Source organism: Flavobacterium sp. UBA4197 (assembly GCF_002379575.1).
In the GTDB taxonomy this organism is placed as follows: Bacteria; Bacteroidota; Bacteroidia; order Flavobacteriales; family Flavobacteriaceae; genus Flavobacterium; species Flavobacterium inviolabile.
In genome coordinates this window covers 102,625-123,656 of the sequence record NZ_DFUB01000031.1, presented here as the reverse complement: position 1 = coordinate 123,656, position 21,032 = coordinate 102,625, and the positions used below count along the sequence as shown (strand labels likewise).

Annotated in this window: 18 protein-coding genes; 14 read left to right on the top strand and 4 right to left on the bottom strand. The window is 37.7% G+C overall.

Annotated elements, in window-relative coordinates; translation table 11 throughout:
* Nucleotides 1-67: 67 nt before the first annotated feature.
* Nucleotides 68-439, bottom strand: coding sequence for a hypothetical protein (locus B3394_RS15875; RefSeq protein WP_286926924.1), 372 nt, complete (start codon nt 437-439; stop codon nt 68-70).
* A 191-nt stretch (nt 440-630) separates the two neighbouring features.
* Here B3394_RS15875 and B3394_RS15870 point away from each other — a divergent pair, with 191 nt between their 5' ends.
* The gene (locus tag B3394_RS15870; RefSeq protein WP_286926922.1) at nt 631-1,545 is read left to right on the top strand and encodes a dimethylarginine dimethylaminohydrolase family protein; all 915 of its coding nucleotides are present in this window, start codon (nt 631-633) and stop codon (nt 1,543-1,545) included.
* A gap of 21 nt (nt 1,546-1,566) precedes the next feature.
* On the top strand, nt 1,567-2,505 hold the full coding sequence (gene ctlX / locus B3394_RS15865) for a citrulline utilization hydrolase CtlX (RefSeq protein ID WP_286926912.1): 939 nt from the start codon (nt 1,567-1,569) through the stop codon (nt 2,503-2,505).
* 64 nt (nt 2,506-2,569) lie between these two features.
* Here ctlX and B3394_RS15860 read toward each other — a convergent pair whose 3' ends face one another.
* Entirely contained in the window at nt 2,570-3,472 is a 903-nt protein-coding gene (locus tag B3394_RS15860; RefSeq protein WP_177732518.1) for a DUF6607 family protein, read from the bottom strand.
* A gap of 409 nt (nt 3,473-3,881) precedes the next feature.
* Here B3394_RS15860 and B3394_RS15855 point away from each other — a divergent pair, with 409 nt between their 5' ends.
* From B3394_RS15855 to B3394_RS15845, 3 genes are read left to right on the top strand one after another with little or no spacing between them, the layout of a single operon-like run.
* Nucleotides 3,882-6,011: a TonB-dependent receptor plug domain-containing protein gene (locus tag B3394_RS15855; protein WP_286926910.1), complete on the top strand. Its 2,130-nt coding sequence runs from the start codon at nt 3,882-3,884 to the stop codon at nt 6,009-6,011.
* A gap of 4 nt (nt 6,012-6,015) precedes the next feature.
* Nucleotides 6,016-7,419 carry an HmuY family protein gene (locus tag B3394_RS15850; RefSeq protein ID WP_273246394.1) on the top strand — a complete coding sequence of 468 codons (1,404 nt, stop codon included), beginning with the start codon at nt 6,016-6,018 and terminating at the stop codon, nt 7,417-7,419.
* Nucleotides 7,420-7,436: 17 nt separating this feature from the next.
* Nucleotides 7,437-8,696 (top strand): T9SS type A sorting domain-containing protein, encoded by a 1,260-nt coding sequence (locus tag B3394_RS15845; protein WP_286926908.1) that lies wholly within the window; start codon nt 7,437-7,439, stop codon nt 8,694-8,696.
* A gap of 82 nt (nt 8,697-8,778) precedes the next feature.
* Here the strand turns inward: B3394_RS15845 and B3394_RS15840 are convergent, their stop codons facing one another.
* Nucleotides 8,779-9,408, bottom strand: a complete 630-nt coding sequence (locus B3394_RS15840; protein WP_177732529.1) for a MarC family NAAT transporter — start codon at nt 9,406-9,408, stop codon at nt 8,779-8,781.
* 149 nt (nt 9,409-9,557) lie between these two features.
* Between B3394_RS15840 and B3394_RS15835 the strand changes: the two genes are divergently transcribed.
* Nucleotides 9,558-9,914, top strand: a complete 357-nt coding sequence (locus tag B3394_RS15835; protein ID WP_273246392.1) for a CoA-binding protein — start codon at nt 9,558-9,560, stop codon at nt 9,912-9,914.
* On the opposite strand, the gene B3394_RS15830 is transcribed toward B3394_RS15835, so the two are convergent.
* Nucleotides 9,911-11,416 carry a sodium:solute symporter gene (locus B3394_RS15830; protein ID WP_273246391.1) on the bottom strand — a complete coding sequence of 502 codons (1,506 nt, stop codon included), beginning with the start codon at nt 11,414-11,416 and terminating at the stop codon, nt 9,911-9,913. The genes B3394_RS15835 and B3394_RS15830 overlap by 4 nt on opposite strands.
* 110 nt (nt 11,417-11,526) lie before the next feature.
* Between B3394_RS15830 and recR the strand changes: the two genes are divergently transcribed.
* From recR to B3394_RS15790, 8 genes are all read left to right on the top strand, one after another.
* Nucleotides 11,527-12,147 carry a recombination mediator RecR gene (recR, locus tag B3394_RS15825; protein ID WP_177732538.1) on the top strand — a complete coding sequence of 207 codons (621 nt, stop codon included), beginning with the start codon at nt 11,527-11,529 and terminating at the stop codon, nt 12,145-12,147.
* A 95-nt stretch (nt 12,148-12,242) separates the two neighbouring features.
* Complete coding sequence (locus B3394_RS15820; protein WP_286926905.1) at nt 12,243-13,040, top strand: polysaccharide biosynthesis/export family protein; 798 nt, start codon at nt 12,243-12,245, stop codon at nt 13,038-13,040.
* Nucleotides 13,041-13,045: 5 nt separating this feature from the next.
* Complete coding sequence (locus B3394_RS15815; RefSeq protein WP_286926903.1) at nt 13,046-15,496, top strand: exopolysaccharide transport family protein; 2,451 nt, start codon at nt 13,046-13,048, stop codon at nt 15,494-15,496.
* Complete coding sequence (locus tag B3394_RS15810) at nt 15,496-16,368, top strand: ABC transporter permease (protein WP_177732547.1); 873 nt, start codon at nt 15,496-15,498, stop codon at nt 16,366-16,368. The genes B3394_RS15815 and B3394_RS15810 overlap by 1 nt, the downstream gene beginning before the upstream one ends.
* Before the next feature lie 145 nt (nt 16,369-16,513).
* Nucleotides 16,514-17,905: a UDP-glucose 6-dehydrogenase gene (locus B3394_RS15805; protein ID WP_286926901.1), complete on the top strand. Its 1,392-nt coding sequence runs from the start codon at nt 16,514-16,516 to the stop codon at nt 17,903-17,905.
* A gap of 168 nt (nt 17,906-18,073) precedes the next feature.
* Nucleotides 18,074-18,583: an ArsR family transcriptional regulator gene (locus tag B3394_RS15800; RefSeq protein WP_177732553.1), complete on the top strand. Its 510-nt coding sequence runs from the start codon at nt 18,074-18,076 to the stop codon at nt 18,581-18,583.
* 83 nt (nt 18,584-18,666) lie between these two features.
* Complete coding sequence (locus B3394_RS15795; RefSeq protein ID WP_177732556.1) at nt 18,667-19,635, top strand: SDR family oxidoreductase; 969 nt, start codon at nt 18,667-18,669, stop codon at nt 19,633-19,635.
* Nucleotides 19,636-19,651: 16 nt separating this feature from the next.
* Nucleotides 19,652-20,929, top strand: a complete 1,278-nt coding sequence (locus tag B3394_RS15790) for a nucleotide sugar dehydrogenase (protein ID WP_273246386.1) — start codon at nt 19,652-19,654, stop codon at nt 20,927-20,929.
* The last annotated feature ends 103 nt before the right edge of the window (nt 20,930-21,032 follow it).

Sequence of the window (21,032 nt, the reverse complement as noted above, 5' to 3'; positions counted from 1 at the left end):
AACTTATTTCAGGACGGGACAATTGAATAAAAAAAGCCCTGAAGTACTTCAGGGCTTTTTTATTGCTTTATTCTGCCGGTTTTTCTGCCTCTTCAGCGGTATCACCGGTTACCTCTTCAATTTTGTTTTCCGTCTTCTCGATCACGTCCGATAAAGCTTCTTTAGCATCCGTAGCTTTGTCTTCGATCCACTCGCCGGCATCGGCTATTTTCTCTTTGGCAGTATCGATAAAATCATTGACTTTTTCCGAAACACCCATTTCCTCCAGTTTTTGAGAAGCGCTGTCGGCTACTTCCGAAACTTTTTCTACTACATCCTCCGTGAAGGATTCTACCTTGTCAACCGCGGTATCGGCTGTGCTGCTGACCTTATCTCCTAAATCTTCCGTACTCTGCTTTGCTTTTCCGAAAAGTGAACTAAAAAAACTCGATAATCCCATAATTTTATATTTTTAAAAGTAAATGTATTAAAAAAAATAATATTTGTCAGCTTTTTAAAAGTATACTTGACGATTATTTGGTGTTGAAACAGAGCGAATTAAGGATAAATTAACACTGTAATGCTTAGATTTCAAGGGGAGTTTTTCGTTTATCAAAGCCCTTTGTTTATATTTGCCAAAAGCCAAAAGCTATGTTGAATTTAAATGTAAAAAACGAAACGTCACGGCTTAGAGCCGTAGTTTTAGGAACAGCCGTAAACAATGGACCAACGCCCTCGATAGAGGAAGCGTATGATCCGAAATCATTAGAGCATATAAAAGCAGGGACCTATCCGGTTGAAGCAGATATGGTAAAAGAAATGCAGGCTCTTGATGAAGTTTTTCAGAAATATGAAGTAAAAGTCTTCCGCCCGGAAATAATTGAAAACTACAACCAGATTTTTTCCAGAGATATTGGGTTCGTTATTGACGATGTTTTTGTAAAAGCAAACATTTTACCCGACAGAGAAAGAGAATTGGATGCTATCCAGTATGTAATAGATCAGATTGATCCCAAAAAAGTTGTTCGCCCGCCGGAAGAAGTACACATTGAAGGTGGCGATGTAATGGTTTGGAACGACTATGTTTTTATAGGAACTTATAAAGGAAGCGATTATAAAGACTATATCACGGCAAGAACCAATATGGCCGGTGTGGACTATATTAAAAAACTATTCCCGCATAAAATCGTAAAAGAATTTGATCTGGTGAAATCGAAGATCGAACCAAGGGACAATGCACTGCACCTGGATTGTTGTTTCCAGCCGGTAGGAACAGATAAAGGAATCATTTATAAAAGCGGATTCAGAGAAGAAGCGGACTATATGTTTTTAGTGAACCTTTTTGGTAAAGAAAACCTGTTCCACATTGAGCGGGAGGAAATGTATTATATGTTTTCAAATGTGTTTTCTATTGCGCCGGATGTTGTGGTTTCGGAAAGAAATTTTACAAGATTGAATAATTGGCTGAGAAGTAAAGGAATTACCGTTGAAGAAGTTCCTTATGCCGAAATTGCAAAACAGGAAGGGCTTTTGAGATGCTCTACATTGCCTTTAATCAGGGACTAATAAAAGGAAAAAATAAAAAGTATGAAACAGACTACTAACACGATATTGATGATTCGTCCTGTTGCGTTCAGGATGAATGAGCAGACAGCAGTAAATAACTATTACCAAAAAGTATTGGACAATTTATTGCCGGCTACGGTAAACGCAAAAGCACAGGAAGAGTTTGATAATTTTGTTGAAAAACTAAAAAATGCAGGCGTTAATGTTATTGTTGTTGAAGATACGGTAAGTCCGGACACTCCAGACAGTATTTTCCCGAATAACTGGATTTCTTTCCATGAAAACGGTGATGTGGCCTTGTATCCGATGTTTGCCGAAAACAGACGTATGGAGAGAAGAGAGGATGTACTGGACATCCTGGAAGACCACGGTTTTGAAATTAACAATATTGTGGACTATACCTCTGCAGAAGAAGATGAATTGTTCCTGGAAGGAACGGGAAGTTTGCTGTTAGACCGTGAAAACGGGAAAGCGTACTGTGCGTTATCACCAAGAGCGAATGAAGAACTGATGATTGAATTTTGTGAAGACTTCGAAATGAACCCGGTTATTTTTGAAGCTTTTCAAACGGTGGACGGAGAGCGAAAACCGATTTATCATACCAATGTTATGATGTGTCTGGGAGAAACTTTTGCGGTAATCTGTGCAGATAGTATTGATGATGCCAAAGAACGCAAAATGGTTTTAGACTGTTTAAAATCGGATGGCAAAGAGATTGTCTTGATTACAGAAGATCAGGTTAACAATTTTGCCGGAAATATGCTTCAGGTAAGAGGAGCGGAGGATAAGCGTTATTTGATTATGAGTGCTGCTGCACATCAGAGTTTAACGAAAGATCAGCTGACAAAACTGGAAAAACACTGTGAGATCTTAAGTTCGAGCCTGGATACTATTGAAGCTTGCGGCGGTGGAAGTGCCCGTTGTATGATGGCGGAAGTATTTTTGCCGAAAGCAGAGTAGTACGTTAAAAAAGAAAATAAAAAAAACCGCTTATTAAGCGGTTTTTTTATTGTTTAATCAATGCTTAGTTTTTTACAAAACTGTCAATAATTTTATCAGTTTCAGCTTTAGGAGTGTCCCCTTTCAGGTCGAACAAATAACCGAATAATGATTTGCGGTTTACTTTGTCTTCTAAATTAAGATCTTTGTTTCTGTCGAAAATAGATTGCCATTTGTCGCGAACGTTTTTCCACATAGCTTTGTTCTCTTTCCAGTATTTTTGAGCAGCAATACATTTTGAATCGGCTACTTTTTTGTAAAGGTCAAGTCCTTTTTCCTGAGAAAGTACAACGTCTTTTCCGTTTTCTCTTAAAACTTTTTCGTTGTCTTGTTCATGTAACCAGCCGTATTTCGTGATTTCATGAATATTTCTTCTTTTTAAAACATTGTAATCATTTCTGATAGTGTGCTCTCTTCTTGGAAGTGGAGCATCAGCGAAATTTCTCCAATATGATGTTCCATCTACGTGAACCCATGTAGCAGTTCCTTCATATCTCGGGCTGTCGTCTACCTGGTATACACGTTGCGTCCATTGTCCTTTTACTGCAGCTTTTGGTAATGTTGTAAATTTCCATGAAGTTCCTTTGTCAAACAGGTACAGGTTTGTGTTTTCAAATTCCCAATCCTGTCTCCAGTGCTTTACAATCATCGTATCGCCCACAATCAATAAATGCTGCATTACGATTTTGTTTGATTTATCTTCAACCAGTTCTACCCATTCCAATCCTTTGTCATACTTTGTTGGTGATGGCTTGTAGTTCTCGTCTTTAGTTGTTTTAAACGTCTCTGCAAAGTTGAATTCTACTTCATAACAGCCACACATTGATTTGATCGCATCCGTGTCCTGTTTCTTTTTATTGCCCTGAGCATTACCTAACATTACTGCAAATAAAAAAGCAAGAGTTGCCTTTTGTTTTAGATTTCTCATTATGTATTGATTAAAATTTCTTGTGCAAAAATATTAAATTTATTTAGAACGAATAAAAATAAAACATACATTTGCAAAAAAATATATTATTAAGATTAATTCTAAATTGATTTTAATGCTGTTTTTGTCAATAAGCTGGAATTTAGAATACTAAATGTTTTTTGGGGAATAATTCAAAAAGAAAAGCTTGTTTGCCGGGGGATTGGAAAGTTTCAAAAATTGATTTTTTTGGATGTTGAGCGTCTTTGCGGGATTGCTGCAGACGGTCAATAATTTCTTTTTCCGGTTTTTCCGGAGGCAAATAAAACCGGAAAAACAGAAATGATCTTATTACAACTGTTGGTAAACCCAGGGATTCAGGAACAGCTGGAATAACAATAATTATAAAGAGAGTAAAATAAAATAAAGAATGAATTTTAAATCAAAAATATACGGCGGTCTGTTTTTATTTAATGCCTTTGTTGGTGTAGCACAGGAAAAAGACAGTATTCCGGGTAAAGTGAACCATCTGGAGGAAGTAGTAGTAACGGGACAGTATAATCCTCAGTCGGTAAAAAAATCAGTATTTGAAGTTAAAGTGATTACCCGTGCTGATATAGACAGACAGGCAGGAAACAATTTAGCCGATTTGTTGAATCAGACGTTAAATATCAATATTATCCCAAATGCTTCCACCGGAAAATCAGGAGTACAGCTGTTTGGTTTGGATTCACAATATTTTAAAATTCTTGTCGATAATATTCCTGTCATCAATGACGAAGGTTTGGGTAACAATACCGATTTAACCCAGATCAATTTAGATGATATTCAGCAGATCGAAATTGTTGAAGGATCTATGGGGGTTGATTATGGTGCAAATGCCGTATCGGGAATTATCAACATTATTACCAAGAAATCGTCGGAACACAAATGGGAAGTCACCCCATACATCCAGGAAGAAACCGTTGGTAAAGAATACAACTTTAAAGACAAAGGAAGACATATTCAGTCCATTAAAATCGGACATAATTTTTCCGATAAGTTTTATGCCAATGCCTTATTTACCCGTAATGACTTTAAAGGATTCTGGAACAACAGAATGGGTGAAAACTACTTGTTTAATGATGGTTTAAGAGGGTACGAATGGTTACCGAAACAGCAGATCAATGCCAAATCATTATTAGCTTACACTACTAAAAACTACAGACTTTTCTATAAGTTCGAATTTTTCCAGGAAACTACAGATCGTTTTAGTGCCGATGTGCAAATGAATGAGAATCCGGCAACGCAAACGAACAATCCGGTTGCAAAAGATGAAATCTATACATCAACACGTTATTACCACCATTTAAACGCTTCCGGAAAACTGAGCGATAACGGATTGAACTATGATGTGTCTTTCTCGTACCAGCAACAAAACAGAGATTTAGAAAAATACAATTACAGAATCCGTTCACAGGAGCATTTCGGAACGGAAAATTTAGAATACGAATACCGAAAAGCATTTTATTCTAAAGGGAATTTCTCAAATTTTCTGAAAAATGATACCTATAATGTTCAGTTAGGGTATGAAATAAACAGTATTAACGGTTATGTTACCAGCCTGGCAGGTTTCTTTAACGGAGAGAATATTAAAAGAGAATTGAATTCGTATGACTTTTTTACGTCATCTGAAATAAACCTGAATAAAAGATTTTCTATCCGCCCGGGTATCCGTTTGTTATTATCATCACAGTTTGACCAGCAGGCAGCATTGTCTTTAAGTTCTAAATATGTTTTTGATAACGGTTATGAATTGAGAGGTATCGTAGGAACCGCTCCTAAATTGCCAACATACGAAGAGTTGTATACCTATATGGTTGACGTAAACCACAATATTCAGGGGAATCCGAACCTTAATCCGGAACAGGGGAAATCTGTTTTCCTTCACCTGAAAAAAGATTCAAAACTAAACGAATCGTTTACAATGCAGAATAAATTATCGGCCTGGTATCTTGATGTAAAGGACAGAATTGAAATGATCATCATACAAAACTCACCGTTAGTTTACCAGTATAACAATATTGATGTGTATAAAACCTGGGGACTTTCCCTGACCAATACGGCAAAATATAAAAACTTTACCGGAAACTTTGGGGTAACGTTTGCCGGAACAGCAAAAGTTTTAGACAGCTCAACAGATTCTAACGATGATTTTCTATATGCGGTTCAGCTAAATGCCAATGCTTCTTATTTGGTGCCAAAATGGGAAACGGTTTTCTCGGCTTACGTTAAATATAACGGACCTCAGTATCAGTTTGTAGGAAGAACCAATGAACAAAATCAAACGGTGACCGAAAGAGGAAAACAAAACCCTTTCACCTGGCTGGATGCTACGGTTAAAAAATCGTTTTTGAATAAATCGTTGGAAGCGACAATCGGAGCCAGAAATATTTTAGACATCACAACGATCAATACGACCGCAGCCGAAGGTGGAGCACATACCGGAGCTGCTACGAATATCCTGATGGGATACGGAAGATCATACTTTTTAAAACTTTTATATAAATTAAATTTCTAATAATATGAAATCAAAAATATATCAAATAGCCTTTTTTCTTTCTTTGTTCATACTAGGTTCCTGTGAGAAAAACGAGCAGGTGGCTCAACAGCCTTTTGTGGTGTCTTTTGAAAAACAATCAATCGATTTCTCGTTAATTCATGACGAAAGAGAAATGAAAATGATTTTCTCAGAACCGGCAAAAAATGATGGAAAAGTTTCGGTAAAAGTATCGCCTACGAATGCCAGTTACGGAGTGGATTTCAGTACTGTCCCGGCAGCTGGAAACGGTGTGATGGAACTACCTTTTACAAAAGGACAAAGCGAACTGAACTTTACATTCAAAAACTTAATTTACCCTTTTGATACAGATGATAAATCTATTTTGTTAGAAGTTATCGCGATCAACTATGTAGGGGAAACATCCATTCAGGGTTATACAACATCATTGGTTTCTTTCCAGAGATCATTAGGAGCGACACTTTTACCGGAAGTAGGAGGACCAAATGAAGGCGATCAGGTTTTTGTGGATTTAAGCAAAGACTTTATGTCGAAAGCGAGAAGAGACAGCTGGGATCTTGGATTTTATTCCGGGAACCAATTTAGAGTGACCATAAACGGATCGGTCTATATGGCAGTGAAAAAATTAGAGGAAACAAATATTGATGCGGTTACGGAAGCCAGTGTAAGTGCTTTTAAGCCTTTGGTTGCTGTGGGAACTTTTGAGCAGTCCAATATGAATTATGTTGATGCACCAAACGGAGATATTAACCAAACGGCAATTGCTGCAATCTCGGCTAATAATGCCGAAAACCATGTGTATTTGGTAAACATGGGATATGAAGTTGGAACAACTGCTCCGGCACCGGGAAGCGTTGCTATTGCAGGAAATCCAAGAGGCTGGAAAAAAATTAAAATCCTTAGAGACGGCGATAGCTATGTATTGCAATATGCCGATTTGAACAGTACAACACACCAACAGGTAACGATTGCTAAAAACCAGGATTATAACTTCACGTTTTTTAGCCTGAAAACTCAAAACATTGTAAATGTAGAGCCGCAAAAAGCATTATGGGATCTGAGCTTTACCGTATTTACAAATGAGATTGCCGGTTCCGGTTCTTATGGTTATTCTGATTTTGTTGTGAATAACCTTAAAGGTGGTGTAAAAGGTTACCGGGTGAATGTATCGGGTAGCGTTAACTATAACAATTTCGGTATGAACAATATCGTTGAAAGCAATTTCTCTGACGATCAGCGTGTAATCGGAGCGGAATGGAGAGATGTATTCAACGGAAGTGCTTTTACAGACCGATTCTATGTAATAAAAGATATTGACGGAAACTATTATAAAATCAGAATGCTGGAGTTCTTAAATGAAAGCGGAGTGAGAGGGTATCCGAAATTTGAATATAAACTTGTACAATAATCATAAATTTTTTTACCATGAAAAAAAGAATACTATTTTTAGCAGCAATACTGGTCAGTTCATTTGCAAGTGCTCAGGCTGTTCAACAGGGTACTGTGACAATGGGACCTGCTTATGCTAATCAGGCATTTTTTAAGTTCTCCAATCCTACAGCAAACAATGTTTACCCTCACAGTTCCTGGGATCTGGCTTTTTACAGAAAAAGCTCTTTCTCTTTTGCTACGAGAATAAATGATGCTAAAGGAATTGAGATCTACCAGGTTTCCAATAATATCAGTAACTGGGCTACAGTTGATGTAAGTACAGCGGCTCAGTCAAGCTGGACAAGACTTTACAACAGTGATACTGTATGGACAGAAGGAGCTTTAGAACAAGGTACAGCTACTTACGGATGGGGAGAATACAACCCGGCGAATCACCATGTAACAGGAAGTATCATTTTTGTTCTGAAATATCCTAATGGAACATACAAAAAGTTCAAAATGGATGATTTCTTTGCTGGATATACTTTTACATATTCTACATGGAACGGTACGGCTTGGGGTGCAGATCAGACTCAGGTGGTATCCAATACTTCAAACCCGAATAACATCTTTAACTATTTCTCTTTAGAGACAAATGCACCGGTTATTGCTGAGCCTGCAAGTGCAGATTGGGATTTGATCTTTACAAAATTCACAACAGATTATCCAATGGGTGGAAGTACTACAAAGTACCAGGTAACAGGTGCTTTACACCATCCGGATGTTAAAGTTGCAAAAAATAATGAACCGGGAGGAGTAATGAATACTGCTAACCTGAATTTTGCTACAGCAATCAATACTATCGGGTACGACTGGAAAACATTCACAGGAAGTACTTATACTATTGACGGGAATAAAGCCTATTATGTGAAACTGGCTAACGGAAGTGTTTACAGAGTAGTATTTACAAGCTTTGTAGGTTCCAGTACAGGTGTTATTACATTCAACTATCAGGATGTTACTGCTTCTTTAGGAACAGAATCATTTGAAGATAAAATATCTTTCGGAATTTATCCAAATCCGTCATTAGACAAAAAAATCAACTTGATTTACGATTTAAAAGAAAATATGGATACCAAGAATAAAGTGAGTATTTACTCGATGACTGGAGCAAAAGTTTTTGAAACAGCAATCGATAATACACAAGGCTTCTACAATAAAGAGATTAATTTATCTTCTTTAGGAAGCGGTATTTATATATTGAATCTTGAGGCGGGAAATAATGTTATTACTAAAAAAGTAATACTTAAATAGTTTCCCTATTGAGTAGTTAGTTTAAATGTTTGTTTTTGTTTTTAGAAAGAGATTTCAATTATTTGAAATCTCTTTCTTTCGTTTATGAAGCAACCGTTTTCAGGATGTTCACAATGGAACTGCTAATGTATTGTATTCCGATAGCGATAACAATAAAACCAATTATCCTTGAAATGGCAACAATTCCGGATGCTCCCAGGATCCGGGATAAATAATGGGCACTTCTCAGAATAATAAAGATAGACAGCGCAACAGCTAAGATTGCAGCGCAAACAATAGCTTTTTCATATACTTCCTGAAAGTCCTGGTAAAAGGCAATTAATAAAGAAATAGAGCCCGGTCCGGCAAGCATGGGTATTGCCAGTGGTGTTAAAGCGATATCGCTTCTTTTTTGGGCATCGTTAGCCACTTTTTTATTAACTCCTCTGGTTTTACTGAATTTTCCCGATAACAGGGCAAATCCGGAGTTTACAATGATCAGTCCTCCTGCTATTCGTAAGGCATCGATACTGATGCCGAAAAATTTCAATACATATTCTCCGATAAAGAACGAGATAATTAAGATTATAAAAACATTTACGGCAGTCCATAAAGACGTTCTGGAACGTTCGGCTTTTGTGTCGTTATGGGTTAGTCCCACAAAGATAGGAACGGCACCCAAAGGATTCAATACAGAAAATACAGCTGCAAAAATGTAAATAAATAATTCCATAGTTTTTGTTGCAAAATAAAAGGTTAATATCTCAAACTACTTTAGGTGAGTGTTATCTCAAAGTTATGATAAATCAATGTTATATTGTATTGGTAATGTAAGAAAATCAGCGATAATTATGTAATTTTAGGGTAATAAATCGCAGCAGTATGAAAACATTGGTAATAGGGGCTTCCTCAAATCCGGAGCGTTATGCTTATATGGCAGTAAATAGTTTGCTGAAACACCAGCATGAAGTAGTGGCAATCGGGCAAAGAAAAGATGTGGTGGCCGGTGTGGCAATCGAAACGGAAAAAGTTCCGTTCGAAGCGGTACATACCGTTACCTTATACCTCAATCCGCAACGGCAGAAAGAATATTATGAGTATATCATCAGTCTGCATCCGAAGCGTGTTATCTTCAATCCGGGAACAGAAAATCCGGAATTTTACAGTTTGCTGAAAGCGAATAATATCGAAACGGAAGTAGCCTGTACTTTGGTACTGCTGGCTACAAATCAGTTTTAAGCAGTTTTACCGGCAGCCGGTTTGCTGATGCACAACAATAAGATAAAAGTGATCAGTCCGTTTATAATGATCAATTCGTTGTCGAAAACATAATCTCCGAAAAACAATTTGGAATTCTGGCTTAATAAAAAGGTTAAGGCCGGTGAAAGGATGCAGACAAAAGGAACTAATTTGTCGTGTACGGTCTTGTTTTTCATAAACAGCCCGAAGCTGTATAGTCCTAATAACGGACCGTAAGTATAGGAAGCTATCCTGAAAATCATACTCACTACCGAAGCATCATTGATCTGATTGAAAATGATAATCACAAGGAACATCAGCAGGGAAAAAGAGATATGCACCAAATGACGGGTTCTGACAATATTCGGCTTATTGGCATTTTCGGCCTTGTCCATTCCCAGGAAATCCACACAGAAAGAAGTTGTTAAGGCGGTCAATGCCGAATCGGTTGTGGCAAATGTAGCTGCGGTAAGCCCTAACAGGAAAACAATCGACGGGATAAGTGTTAAGTGATTGAACGCGATTTCCGGAAATAGTAAATCTGTTCTCGGTTTCCCGGTTATTGCATCCAGAGGAACGGAAATACCGTTTTTAGAAGCATAAATGTATAAAAGGGCACCCACACTAAGGAAAAACAAATTGATGATCACAAAGATCCCGGTGAAGGTAAACATGTTTTTTTGTGCTTCGCCAATATTTTTACAGCTCAGGTTCTTCTGCATTAAATCCTGATCCAGACCAACCATGGCAATGGTCACAAAGATCCCGCCTAAAATCTGTTTGATAAAATGGTATTTGCTGCCGATAAAGTCGTCAAAGAAAAAGATTTTGGAATAGTTGCTCTCCTTGATGGCTTCAAAAGCCTGAACAGCGTTGTAATCCAGACTGTCGCAAATAAAATAGATGGTAAAAAATACCGAGGATACCAGGAATAAGGTTTGTAAAGTATCGGTGATGATAATCGTTTTTAGTCCGCCTTTATAGGTGTACGCAAAAATTAAGGCTAACGAGATCAAAACGGTAAACGAAAACGGCACATTATAGAAATCGAATACAAAACGCTGTAATACAATCACGACCAGGTACAGCCGGAATGCCGATCCGATAGTCCGGCTCAACAGGAAAATCGAGGCAGCGGCCTTGTAACTGTAATGCCCCAGCCGGTTTTCAATATATCCGTAAATCGAAGTAAGATTCATTCGGTAATACAGCGGCAACAGTACTTTTGCAACGATAATAAACCCGATGGCATTTCCTAAAACAAACTGAAAGTATTTGAATTGCTCTCCGTTTGGCGAACCTACTTCTCCCGGAACCGATATAAACGTAACTCCCGAAAGGGCCGTTCCAATCATACCAAAGGCTACCAGATACCATTTGGAGTTTTTATTCGCTTTAAAGAAAGCATCATTACTATGGTCTTTTTTGCTTACCAGATTGGAGATTAAAATCAACAAACCGAAATAAACAATAATAATGGAAAGTATGGTAAATGGTGTCATTCCTTAAATTTTAGAGTGAGCCAAAATACAAAAAAATGTTGTTGTGGAATCATCTTTTTCAAATTAGCAACGACTTAAAAAAATCAAATTAAAAGAGTATTTTTGTACCTATGGAATTCTCTTCGAAATTATTGGAAAAAGCGGTTAATGAAATGTCGCAATTACCGGGAATCGGTAAACGCACAGCCTTGCGTTTGGTACTGCATTTGCTGAAACAACCAAAGGAACAGACGGCATTACTCACAACGGCTTTATTGCAAATGCGGGAGCAGATTAATTTTTGTGCACAATGTCATAATATATCCGATGAAGAAGTCTGCCATATTTGTGCTAATCCGTTGCGGGATCAGTCCGTTATTTGTGTTGTTGAAGACATAAGAGACGTAATGGCTCTGGAGAATACCGGTCTTTTTAAAGGATTGTACCATGTACTGGGCGGGAAAATTTCACCTATAGACGGTGTTGGACCCAGTCAGTTGAATATTACAACCCTGGTTGAAAAAGTAAAATCCGGAAACATAAAGGAAATCATTTTTGCATTAAGCTCAACGATGGAAGGCGATACAACCAATTTCTACATCTACAAGCAGCTTAAGGATTATAATATTGTTATTTCGGCAATTGCGCGGGGAATAGCAATTGGTGATGAATTGGAATATGCCGATGAGGTGACACTCGGAAGAAGTATTTTGCATCGTATTCCTTTTGAAAATGCTATTAAAAATGCATAGGAACTTTAAAAAATTAACTTTTTAAGGTAAACGTATATTATTACTGTAAAATTATCGTTTGAAAAACTATATTTGTTTCTTCAAAAATCATTGGAATGGGAAAAACATTTTGGGTGTTATTAGTAATCGGAATTCTTTCGGTTTCGTGTGTTTCTAATAAAGACTTATTGTATTTGCAGAATTATAGCAAGGATACACTTTCAGTAGCTGTTAATCCGGTTATATCCAAACCTTACCGCGTTCAGACAAATGATGTGCTGAGTGTAAAAATAAAAGCCCTGGATCAGAAATTAGTAGACATGTTCAGTCCTTCGGCTTTGGGATCTACCACGCAAACGACAGAAACGGACCAAAGTCTCTATTTTAATGGTTTTACGGTAAATGATCACGGGAATATCCGGATGCCGGTTCTGGGTGAGGTAAATGTTTTGGGATATACCCTGGACGAAATTCGCCAGAAAATTGAAAAACAGCTTTTAGAAGAATACTTTAAAAAAGAAGCTAATATTTTTGTTGATGTCAAACTGGCCGGTTTGCGCTATACCGTTAATGGAGAGATTACTGTGCCGGGAACCAAAACACTTTATCAGGATAAAGTGACCATTATGCAGGCCATTGCGAACTCCGGAGATATTACCATGACCGGTAACCGAAAAGAAGTTGTTGTGATACGCCAGTATCCGCACGGTACGGAAATGCATACGATCAATCTGACGGATGCCAGAGCGATGCAGTCGCCCTTTTATTATATTCAGCCAAATGACTATATCTATGTAAAGCCGCTCAAACAAAAATCATGGGGTACCGGAACAACGGGTGTCCAATCTGTGGCAACCATCATCACGGCGCTGTCATTGGTGACAACAACTTTATTGTTATTTAAAAATTTATAAAGCGTATGCTGGATCCTAAGGACTTCACGTTGTTTGAAAATCAGAATAATTTTGACTTTAAAGGTTTTCTTTTAAAAATAGCCAGCTATTGGAAATGGTTTATCGTGAGTTTAATCATTGCTTTTACGATAGCCTATCAGGTTAATATCCGTAAGGAGAAAATCTATGGCATGGAAGCTTCCATAGTGGTAAAAGATGAAAACAATCCTTTCTTTACGTCCAATACTAGTTTGGTTTTTAATTGGGGCGGAACTTCAGATAAGGTACAAACGGTTATCAATACGTTAAAATCAAGAACCCATAACGAGTATGTAGTTGATAAACTCCAGTATTACATTGATTACCTTAAACAAGGAGAATACACTTTTCAGGATGTTTATGGAGAAGTCCCTTTTTATATTGCGATTGATAAAAATAAAGGACAACTGGCAGGAATTCCGGTTCAGATTAAGTTTCTGAATGAAAAGGAATATGAGTTAATGATCCCTTTTGGGGAAACTTCGGTAACGACATTTAATTATGCGGCAAATACTACTCAAAATGTAGCCGTAGTTCCCGGTAATTTTGTGAAACGATACAAAGTTGGAGAAACGGTTCAGCTGCCATTTTTAAATTTTAAATTATTCATCACCAATAATCCGGGGATGTATACCGGTAACGATTATTATATCCGTTTTAATAGTTTTGATGCAACTGTAGGAGGTTATAAAGGACTAAATGTGGAAGTCGATACAAAAGCGGCGTCTATAATCCGGCTTTCTTTACAGGGAACAAACAAAAAAAGATTAGTAGATTATTTAAATGCTACCGTAGAAGTACTGAGAAAAAAACAGCTGGATAGTAAAAACCAGTTTGCTAAAAATACGATTGCCTTTATTGACAGTACTTTAATTGCCATGGAAGGACAGTTAAAGAACTCCGAAAAGGAACTGAAGGATTTCAGAAAAGATAAGAATGTCTTTCAGCTACAGGGTGGCGGTGAAAAACTGACGGAAAAACTGACGGACTTTGATATCGAAAAAGATGCCATAGCCAGAAAGATGAATTACTATAATTCCCTTAGTAATTATCTGGTGAGCAGTACCGATTATTCGAAATTGCCGGCTCCAACGGTTGCCGGGATTGAAGATCCCAACATTGTGATGAACGTGGCCAAGCTGATTCAGTTTTCGCGGGAACGTTCGGAAATGGCATATTCCGTTAAAAGCCAGAAGATATTTGAAGAGTTCGATAATCAGATGGATGCTACCAAGAGAGTATTGCTGGAAAACATAAACTCGGCAAAGAATGCTATAAAGATTGACCTGGGAGTTATTAACAGAAGGATAGGAGAAGCAGAAAGCACCATCAAACAACTGCCGGAAGAACAGCAGGAATTGCTTAAAATTACCAGAAAGTACGATTTGAATGATAATATTTACAGTACTTTTCTTCAGAAAAGAAGTGAGGCAGATATTGTAAAAGCTTCCAATGTGTCCGACATCGAGTTTATTGATGCAGCTAAGGATGTTGGCGGAGGCCTGCTTGGTCCTAAAACCAGTGTGAATTATATTCTGGCATTGCTGTTGGGAATATTGATTCCGCTTTTAATCGCATTTGCAATTACCCTGCTGGATACTTCTATTCACAATACGGAAGATATTGAAAAATTAACCTCCATTCCGATAATCGGAGTTGTCGGGAAGAAGAATACCGAAACCAATATGGCTGTTTTTGAAAGGCCAAAATCACCGTTGTCGGAATCTTTCCGTTCCATTCGTTCTTCGCTTCAGTTTTTATATAAAAAACAAAAGGTTGACGGTACCAAAACGTTAATGGTGACTTCTTCTGTTGGAGGCGAAGGAAAAACATTCTGTTCTATTAATATGGCGACTGTTTTTGCTTTAAGTGAAAAGAAAACGGTTATTGTCGGACTTGATTTAAGAAAACCAAGAATATTTGGAGATTTCAATATTGAAAATAATATAGGAGTGGTAAACTACCTGATCGGGCAAAAAACAATCGGGGAAATCGTTCAGCACACACATGTTCCTTATCTGGATGTGATTACTTCCGGGCCGATTCCGCCTAACCCGGCGGAGCTCATTATCAGTCAGGCGATGAAGGAAATGATCGAGGAGTTAAAAACGATATACGATTACATTATTCTGGATACTTCTCCGGTTGGATTGGTATCGGATGCTCTGGAACTGGCACAGTATTGTGATGCTACTATTTATGTGGTCAGACAGAATATCACGAAGAAAGGTATGCTGGCCATTGTAAATGAAAAACACCGAAGAGGCGAATTGAATAATATCAGTATCGTGCTGAACGGTTATGAAAGCAAGGCAAAATATGGTTACGGCTACGGTTACGGCTATGGTTACGGAACGTATGCCAATGGTTATGTAGAAACAGAAAAAGAAAAAACACTCTGGGAAAAAATCAAAACACAAATTTTTAAGAAGAAGTAATGATAACTGAAAATACTGAGAAAGATAAATGGCTGTATGAGATTACTCCTAAAGCGAAATTACTATCGTTTGATTTTACCGGGATCTGGCAATATCGTGATTTGCTGATGATGTTTGTGAAAAGGGATGTGGTTACCTATTATAAGCAAACTATTTTGGGGCCGCTTTGGTTTTTAATCCAGCCTTTGGTTACTTCAATTATCCAGTTTATTGTCTTTTTTAAGATCGCAAAACTAGAATCGGACGGAATACCTTATTTTTTATTTGCCTTAGCAGGAAATACACTTTGGTTTTATTTTTCGGAATGTTTTAAAACCACTTCCGATACTTTTAAGACCAATCAGAATATTTTCGGGAAAGTATATTTTCCCAGAATAATCATGCCGCTTTCGACTACGATATCCAATTTGCTCAAATTCGGAATTCAGTTTCTGCTTTTTATTGCCGTTCTGGGCTATTATATTTTTAAAGGCTTTGCAATTGCTCCACAATGGACCATACTGTTTACCCCCTTGTTGTTAATTGTAATGGCGCTGATGTCATTAGGACTGGGGATGATCATTTCGTCACTTACCACGAAATACCGGGATCTTACTTTTGTGGTTTCCTTCGGTGTTTCGCTATATATGTATATCACACCGGTTATCTATCCCACTTCTCAGGTTATAAAAGAATTACCGGCAGGTTATGACTGGTTGGTATATGTCAATCCGCTCACGAGTATTTTTGAGTTTTTTAAATACTCTTTTCTGGGAAAAGGAACCTTTACTATTCTGGGATTGGCTTATTCCGCAGGAAGTACATTACTTCTTTTTCTAATCGGGTTAACCATATTCAACAGAACAGAAAAAAGCTTTATTGATACCATATAATTTGGAAAACCGATATCCGGAAAAATTAAACACATTCAACTATATTTGTACACTCTTATTGAAGCCCGGATTTTTGAATCAGATAAAATGAATGGAAAGGAAAATAAGAGGATTACTATAAAAACATACTTGACAATTTTTTAAGATGAATATAAAAAAAATATGCTGTATTGGTGCAGGATATGTAGGGGGACCTACGATGGCAGTTATTGCTCAAAAATGTCCTCATATCCAGGTTACTGTTGTGGATTTAAATGAAAAGAGAATTGCAGCCTGGAATGATGAGAATGTTGATAATATTCCTATTTATGAACCGGGTTTAGGCGAAATCGTAGCTTCGGCAAGAGGACGTAATCTTTTTTTCTCAACAGAAGTTGATAAAGCAATTGATGAAGCCGATATGATTTTTATTTCGGTAAACACGCCTACAAAAACGTATGGAGTAGGAAAAGGAATGGCAGCCGATTTAAAATATATTGAATTGTGTGCCCGCCAAATTGCAAGAGTTGCGAAGAATGATAAAATTGTTGTTGAAAAATCTACCTTGCCGGTTCGTACAGCAAGTGCTATAAAAGAAATCTTAGACCACACCGGAAATGGCGTGCAATTCCAGATTTTATCCAATCCTGAATTTTTAGCAGAAGGTACAGCTGTTGTGGATTTATTATCTCCGGACAGAGTACTGATTGGTGGTGATACCACAGCAGAAGGGCAAAAAGCAATTCAGCAGCTGGTGGATATCTATGCTAACTGGGTTCCGGAAGAACGTATTTTGACGACTAATGTATGGTCTTCGGAATTGTCAAAACTAACCGCTAATGCTTTTCTGGCACAACGGGTTTCTTCTATTAATGCCTTGTCGGAATTATGTGAAAAAACCGGTGCTGATGTAAATGAAGTAGCAAGAGCAATTGGAATGGACAGCCGTATAGGGGCTAAGTTCTTAAAATCATCTGTTGGTTTTGGAGGTTCCTGCTTCCAGAAAGATATACTGAATCTGGTTTATATTGCTAAATCGTATGGATTAAATGAAGTAGCAGATTATTGGGAACAGGTTATCATCATGAATGACCATCAGAAACGCCGATTTGGTAAAAATATTATCCAGACCTTATACAACACCGTTTCCGGAAAAAAAATAGCTTTCCTGGGCTGGGCATTTAAAAAAGATACGAATGATACCCGTGAATCTGCAGCAATATATGTGGCTGATGATTTATTAAGCGAGCGCGCAGAAATTGCGGTTTACGATCCGAAGGTATCGGAAGACCAGATTTTCTCTGATCTGGATTATCTGGAAACAAGATCGGAAGCAATGAACAGAGCCGGATTAACGGTTGACAATGACCCTTATGCTGTTTGTAATGGTGCTCATGCTATTGCGATATTAACGGAATGGGATGAATTTAACACGTATGACTGGCAGCGCATTTATGATAATATGTTAAAGCCGGCATTTGTTTTTGACGGAAGAAACCTTCTTGACAAGGAAAAATTAACCCGGATAGGATTTATATATCAGGGAATAGGTTCCTAAAATACTATAACACCTATTAAAAAAGCCTTTCTTTTAACTAAAAGAAAGGCTTTTTTGATGATATGATATTGGCGTATTTTATTGATATATAGAAAAGTAGTATAAAAATTTTAAGAAATTGGTTTTGTTAAAAAATAACGAGTACTTTTGTTGCTCACAATTGCTGTTATGTTAGAATCATTAATTACTTCGAAAACCCGGTTAAGATTGCTTGTTAAGTTTTTTATTAACGCAGCAAATCAGGGACATTTACGCGGTTTGGCCGAAGAATTCAGTGAATCGACCAATGCGATACGAAAAGAACTGAATAACCTTTCTGAGGCCGGTTATCTGGAAAAGGAAGCGATCCGGAATACTATTTCTTACAGGGCCAACATCAAACACCCGCTGTTTTTATTACTGCAAAGCGTGGTGCGGAAGACCATTGGGCTGGATACCATCGTGGCTACAATTCTGGAACGGATGGGAGAAGTTCAAAAAGTTTATCTGGTAGGCGATTATGCCGAAGGAAGGGATTCCGGAACGATAGAAGTAGTTATTGTGGGTGAAGTGCTGAATGAGGAATATGTTGAGCAATTGGCATTTAAGATAGAAGGAGAAATAAAGCGAAAAGTGAAATTTATACTTTCCAAAGATTATAGAGAAGAAGGGTTGTTGCTGTTTGGAAACGAATTGTAAATTTTGTTTTCAGGACAGGCAATTGTTTGGGTAAAATTGCGTTAAGTAGAACTGAATTAATAGGAATTAAACGAATAAAAATAATGGATAGAATACTAATTACTGGCGGGGCTGGATTTATAGGCTCAAATTTGGTAGAGTACTTTTTAGGTAAAAACTACCATGTTACCTGCCTGGATAATTTTGCAACAGGGCATCGCCATAATATTGCACCTTTTCTGGAAAATCCTGATTTTAATTTAATTGAAGGAGATATCAGGGATTTGGCGACCTGTCATAAAGCTGTAGAAAATGTGGATTTTGTACTGCATCAGGCAGCATTAGGCTCGGTGCCGCGTTCTATTAACGATCCTGTTACCAGTAATGCAGTAAATGTATCCGGATTTTTAAATATGTTGGTTGCTTCAAGAGATGCAGGTGTAAAGCGATTTGTTTATGCGGCGAGCTCTTCTACTTACGGGGATTCGGAAGCTTTGCCAAAAGTGGAAGATAAGATCGGGAAACCATTATCTCCTTATGCCATTACAAAATATGTAAACGAGCTTTATGCAGATATTTTCAGCAAAACGTATGGTCTGGAAACGATAGGATTACGCTATTTTAATGTGTTCGGAAGAAGACAGGATCCAAATGGTGCCTATGCAGCTGTGATTCCAAAATTTGTAATGCAGTTTATGCAGCATGAAAGTCCTGTTGTAAATGGTGACGGAGAATATTCCCGTGACTTTACCTATATCGATAATGTGATCCAGATGAATGAGCTGGCAATGACCACAAAATCACCCGAAGCGATTAATACGGTATACAATACGGCTTATGGTGACAGAACGACTTTAAAGCAGCTGATTCAGTATCTGAAAGAATTTTTATCGGAGTATGACCCGGAAATAGCCAATGTTGAGGTGGTATACGGACCGAACAGAGCAGGAGATATTCCGCATTCTCTGGCCAGTATTGAAAAAGCAAAAACAAAATTAGATTATAATCCGAAATTTTCAATCAGAGAAGGGCTTAAGGAAGCAGTTTCTTGGTATTGGAGTAATTTAAAATAATAAAATATCAGTTATAATGGATAATAAAATTGCAGTTATAGGTTTAGGTTATGTAGGCTTGCCATTGGCAAGATTATTTGCAACAAAGTATGCAGTTGTTGGTTTTGATATTAATAAGGCACGAATCGCTGAATTAAATTCGGGGCAGGACAGTACGCTTGAAGTGGATAGTGAAACACTTAAAGGAGTATTGGTAGCCAAAAATCACAACTCAAAAGGGTTGTATTGTTCTTCGGATTTAGAAGATATTAAAGATTGTAATTACTTTATTGTTACAGTGCCTACGCCTGTTGATAAACACAACAGACCGGATCTTACTCCTTTGTATAAAGCCAGTGAAACGGTGGGTAAAGTGCTGAAAAAAGGAGATATTGTTATCTATGAGTCAACCGTATATCCCGGAGTAACGGAAGAAGAATGCGTACCGGTACTGGAAAAAGTGTCCGGACTGAAATTCAATGTGGATTTTTTTGCAGGCTATTCGCCGGAGCGTATTAACCCGGGAGATAAGGAACATACAGTAGAGAAAATCTTAAAGATAACCTCAGGATCTACTTTGGAAATCGGACAAAAAGTAGATGAACTATATAAAAACGTAATTATTGCCGGAACGCATCTGGCACCTACTATAAAGGTTGCAGAAGCAGCGAAAGTAATTGAAAACTCACAGCGTGATATCAACATTGCTTTTGTAAACGAACTGGCAAAGATTTTTAATATTCTGGAAATCGATACCCAGGCAGTTTTGACAGCAGCCGGAACAAAATGGAACTTTTTACCTTTCCGACCGGGATTGGTTGGCGGACATTGTATTGGTGTGGACCCTTATTATTTAGCGCAAAAAGCACAGGAAAAAGGATACCACCCGGAAATTATCCTTGCCGGTCGCCGTTTGAACGACAGTATGGGCGAATATGTAGCCTCACAGGTTGTAAAACTGATGATTAAAAAAGGAATACAGGTAAACGGAGCCAAACTGTTAATGATGGGTATTACGTTCAAGGAAAACTGTCCTGATGTACGTAATACTAAGATTGTTGATGTTATAGCAGCTTTAGCCGATTATGGTATTGAAGTGAGTATATATGATCCTTGGGCGAATCCGGCTGAGGTGAAGCACGAATATGGATTGGTTACCAGCAATGAATTACCATCGCAGCAATTTGATGCAGTCGTTTTAGGAGTAGCGCATAAGGAATTCTTAAATTCTAATCTGAATACTTTGCTAAAGGAAAACAGCCTGTTGTATGATGTGAAAGGAGTTCTGGAAGGTGAAGTGGATGGAAAACTGTAATTAAAAACAGTTGAAGGAGGTAGATTCGACAGGAAGATAATAATAATGAAGCCTGAAAGATTTACTGCAATCATGGTACTCTTTTTATGTTAGAGTGAATTTG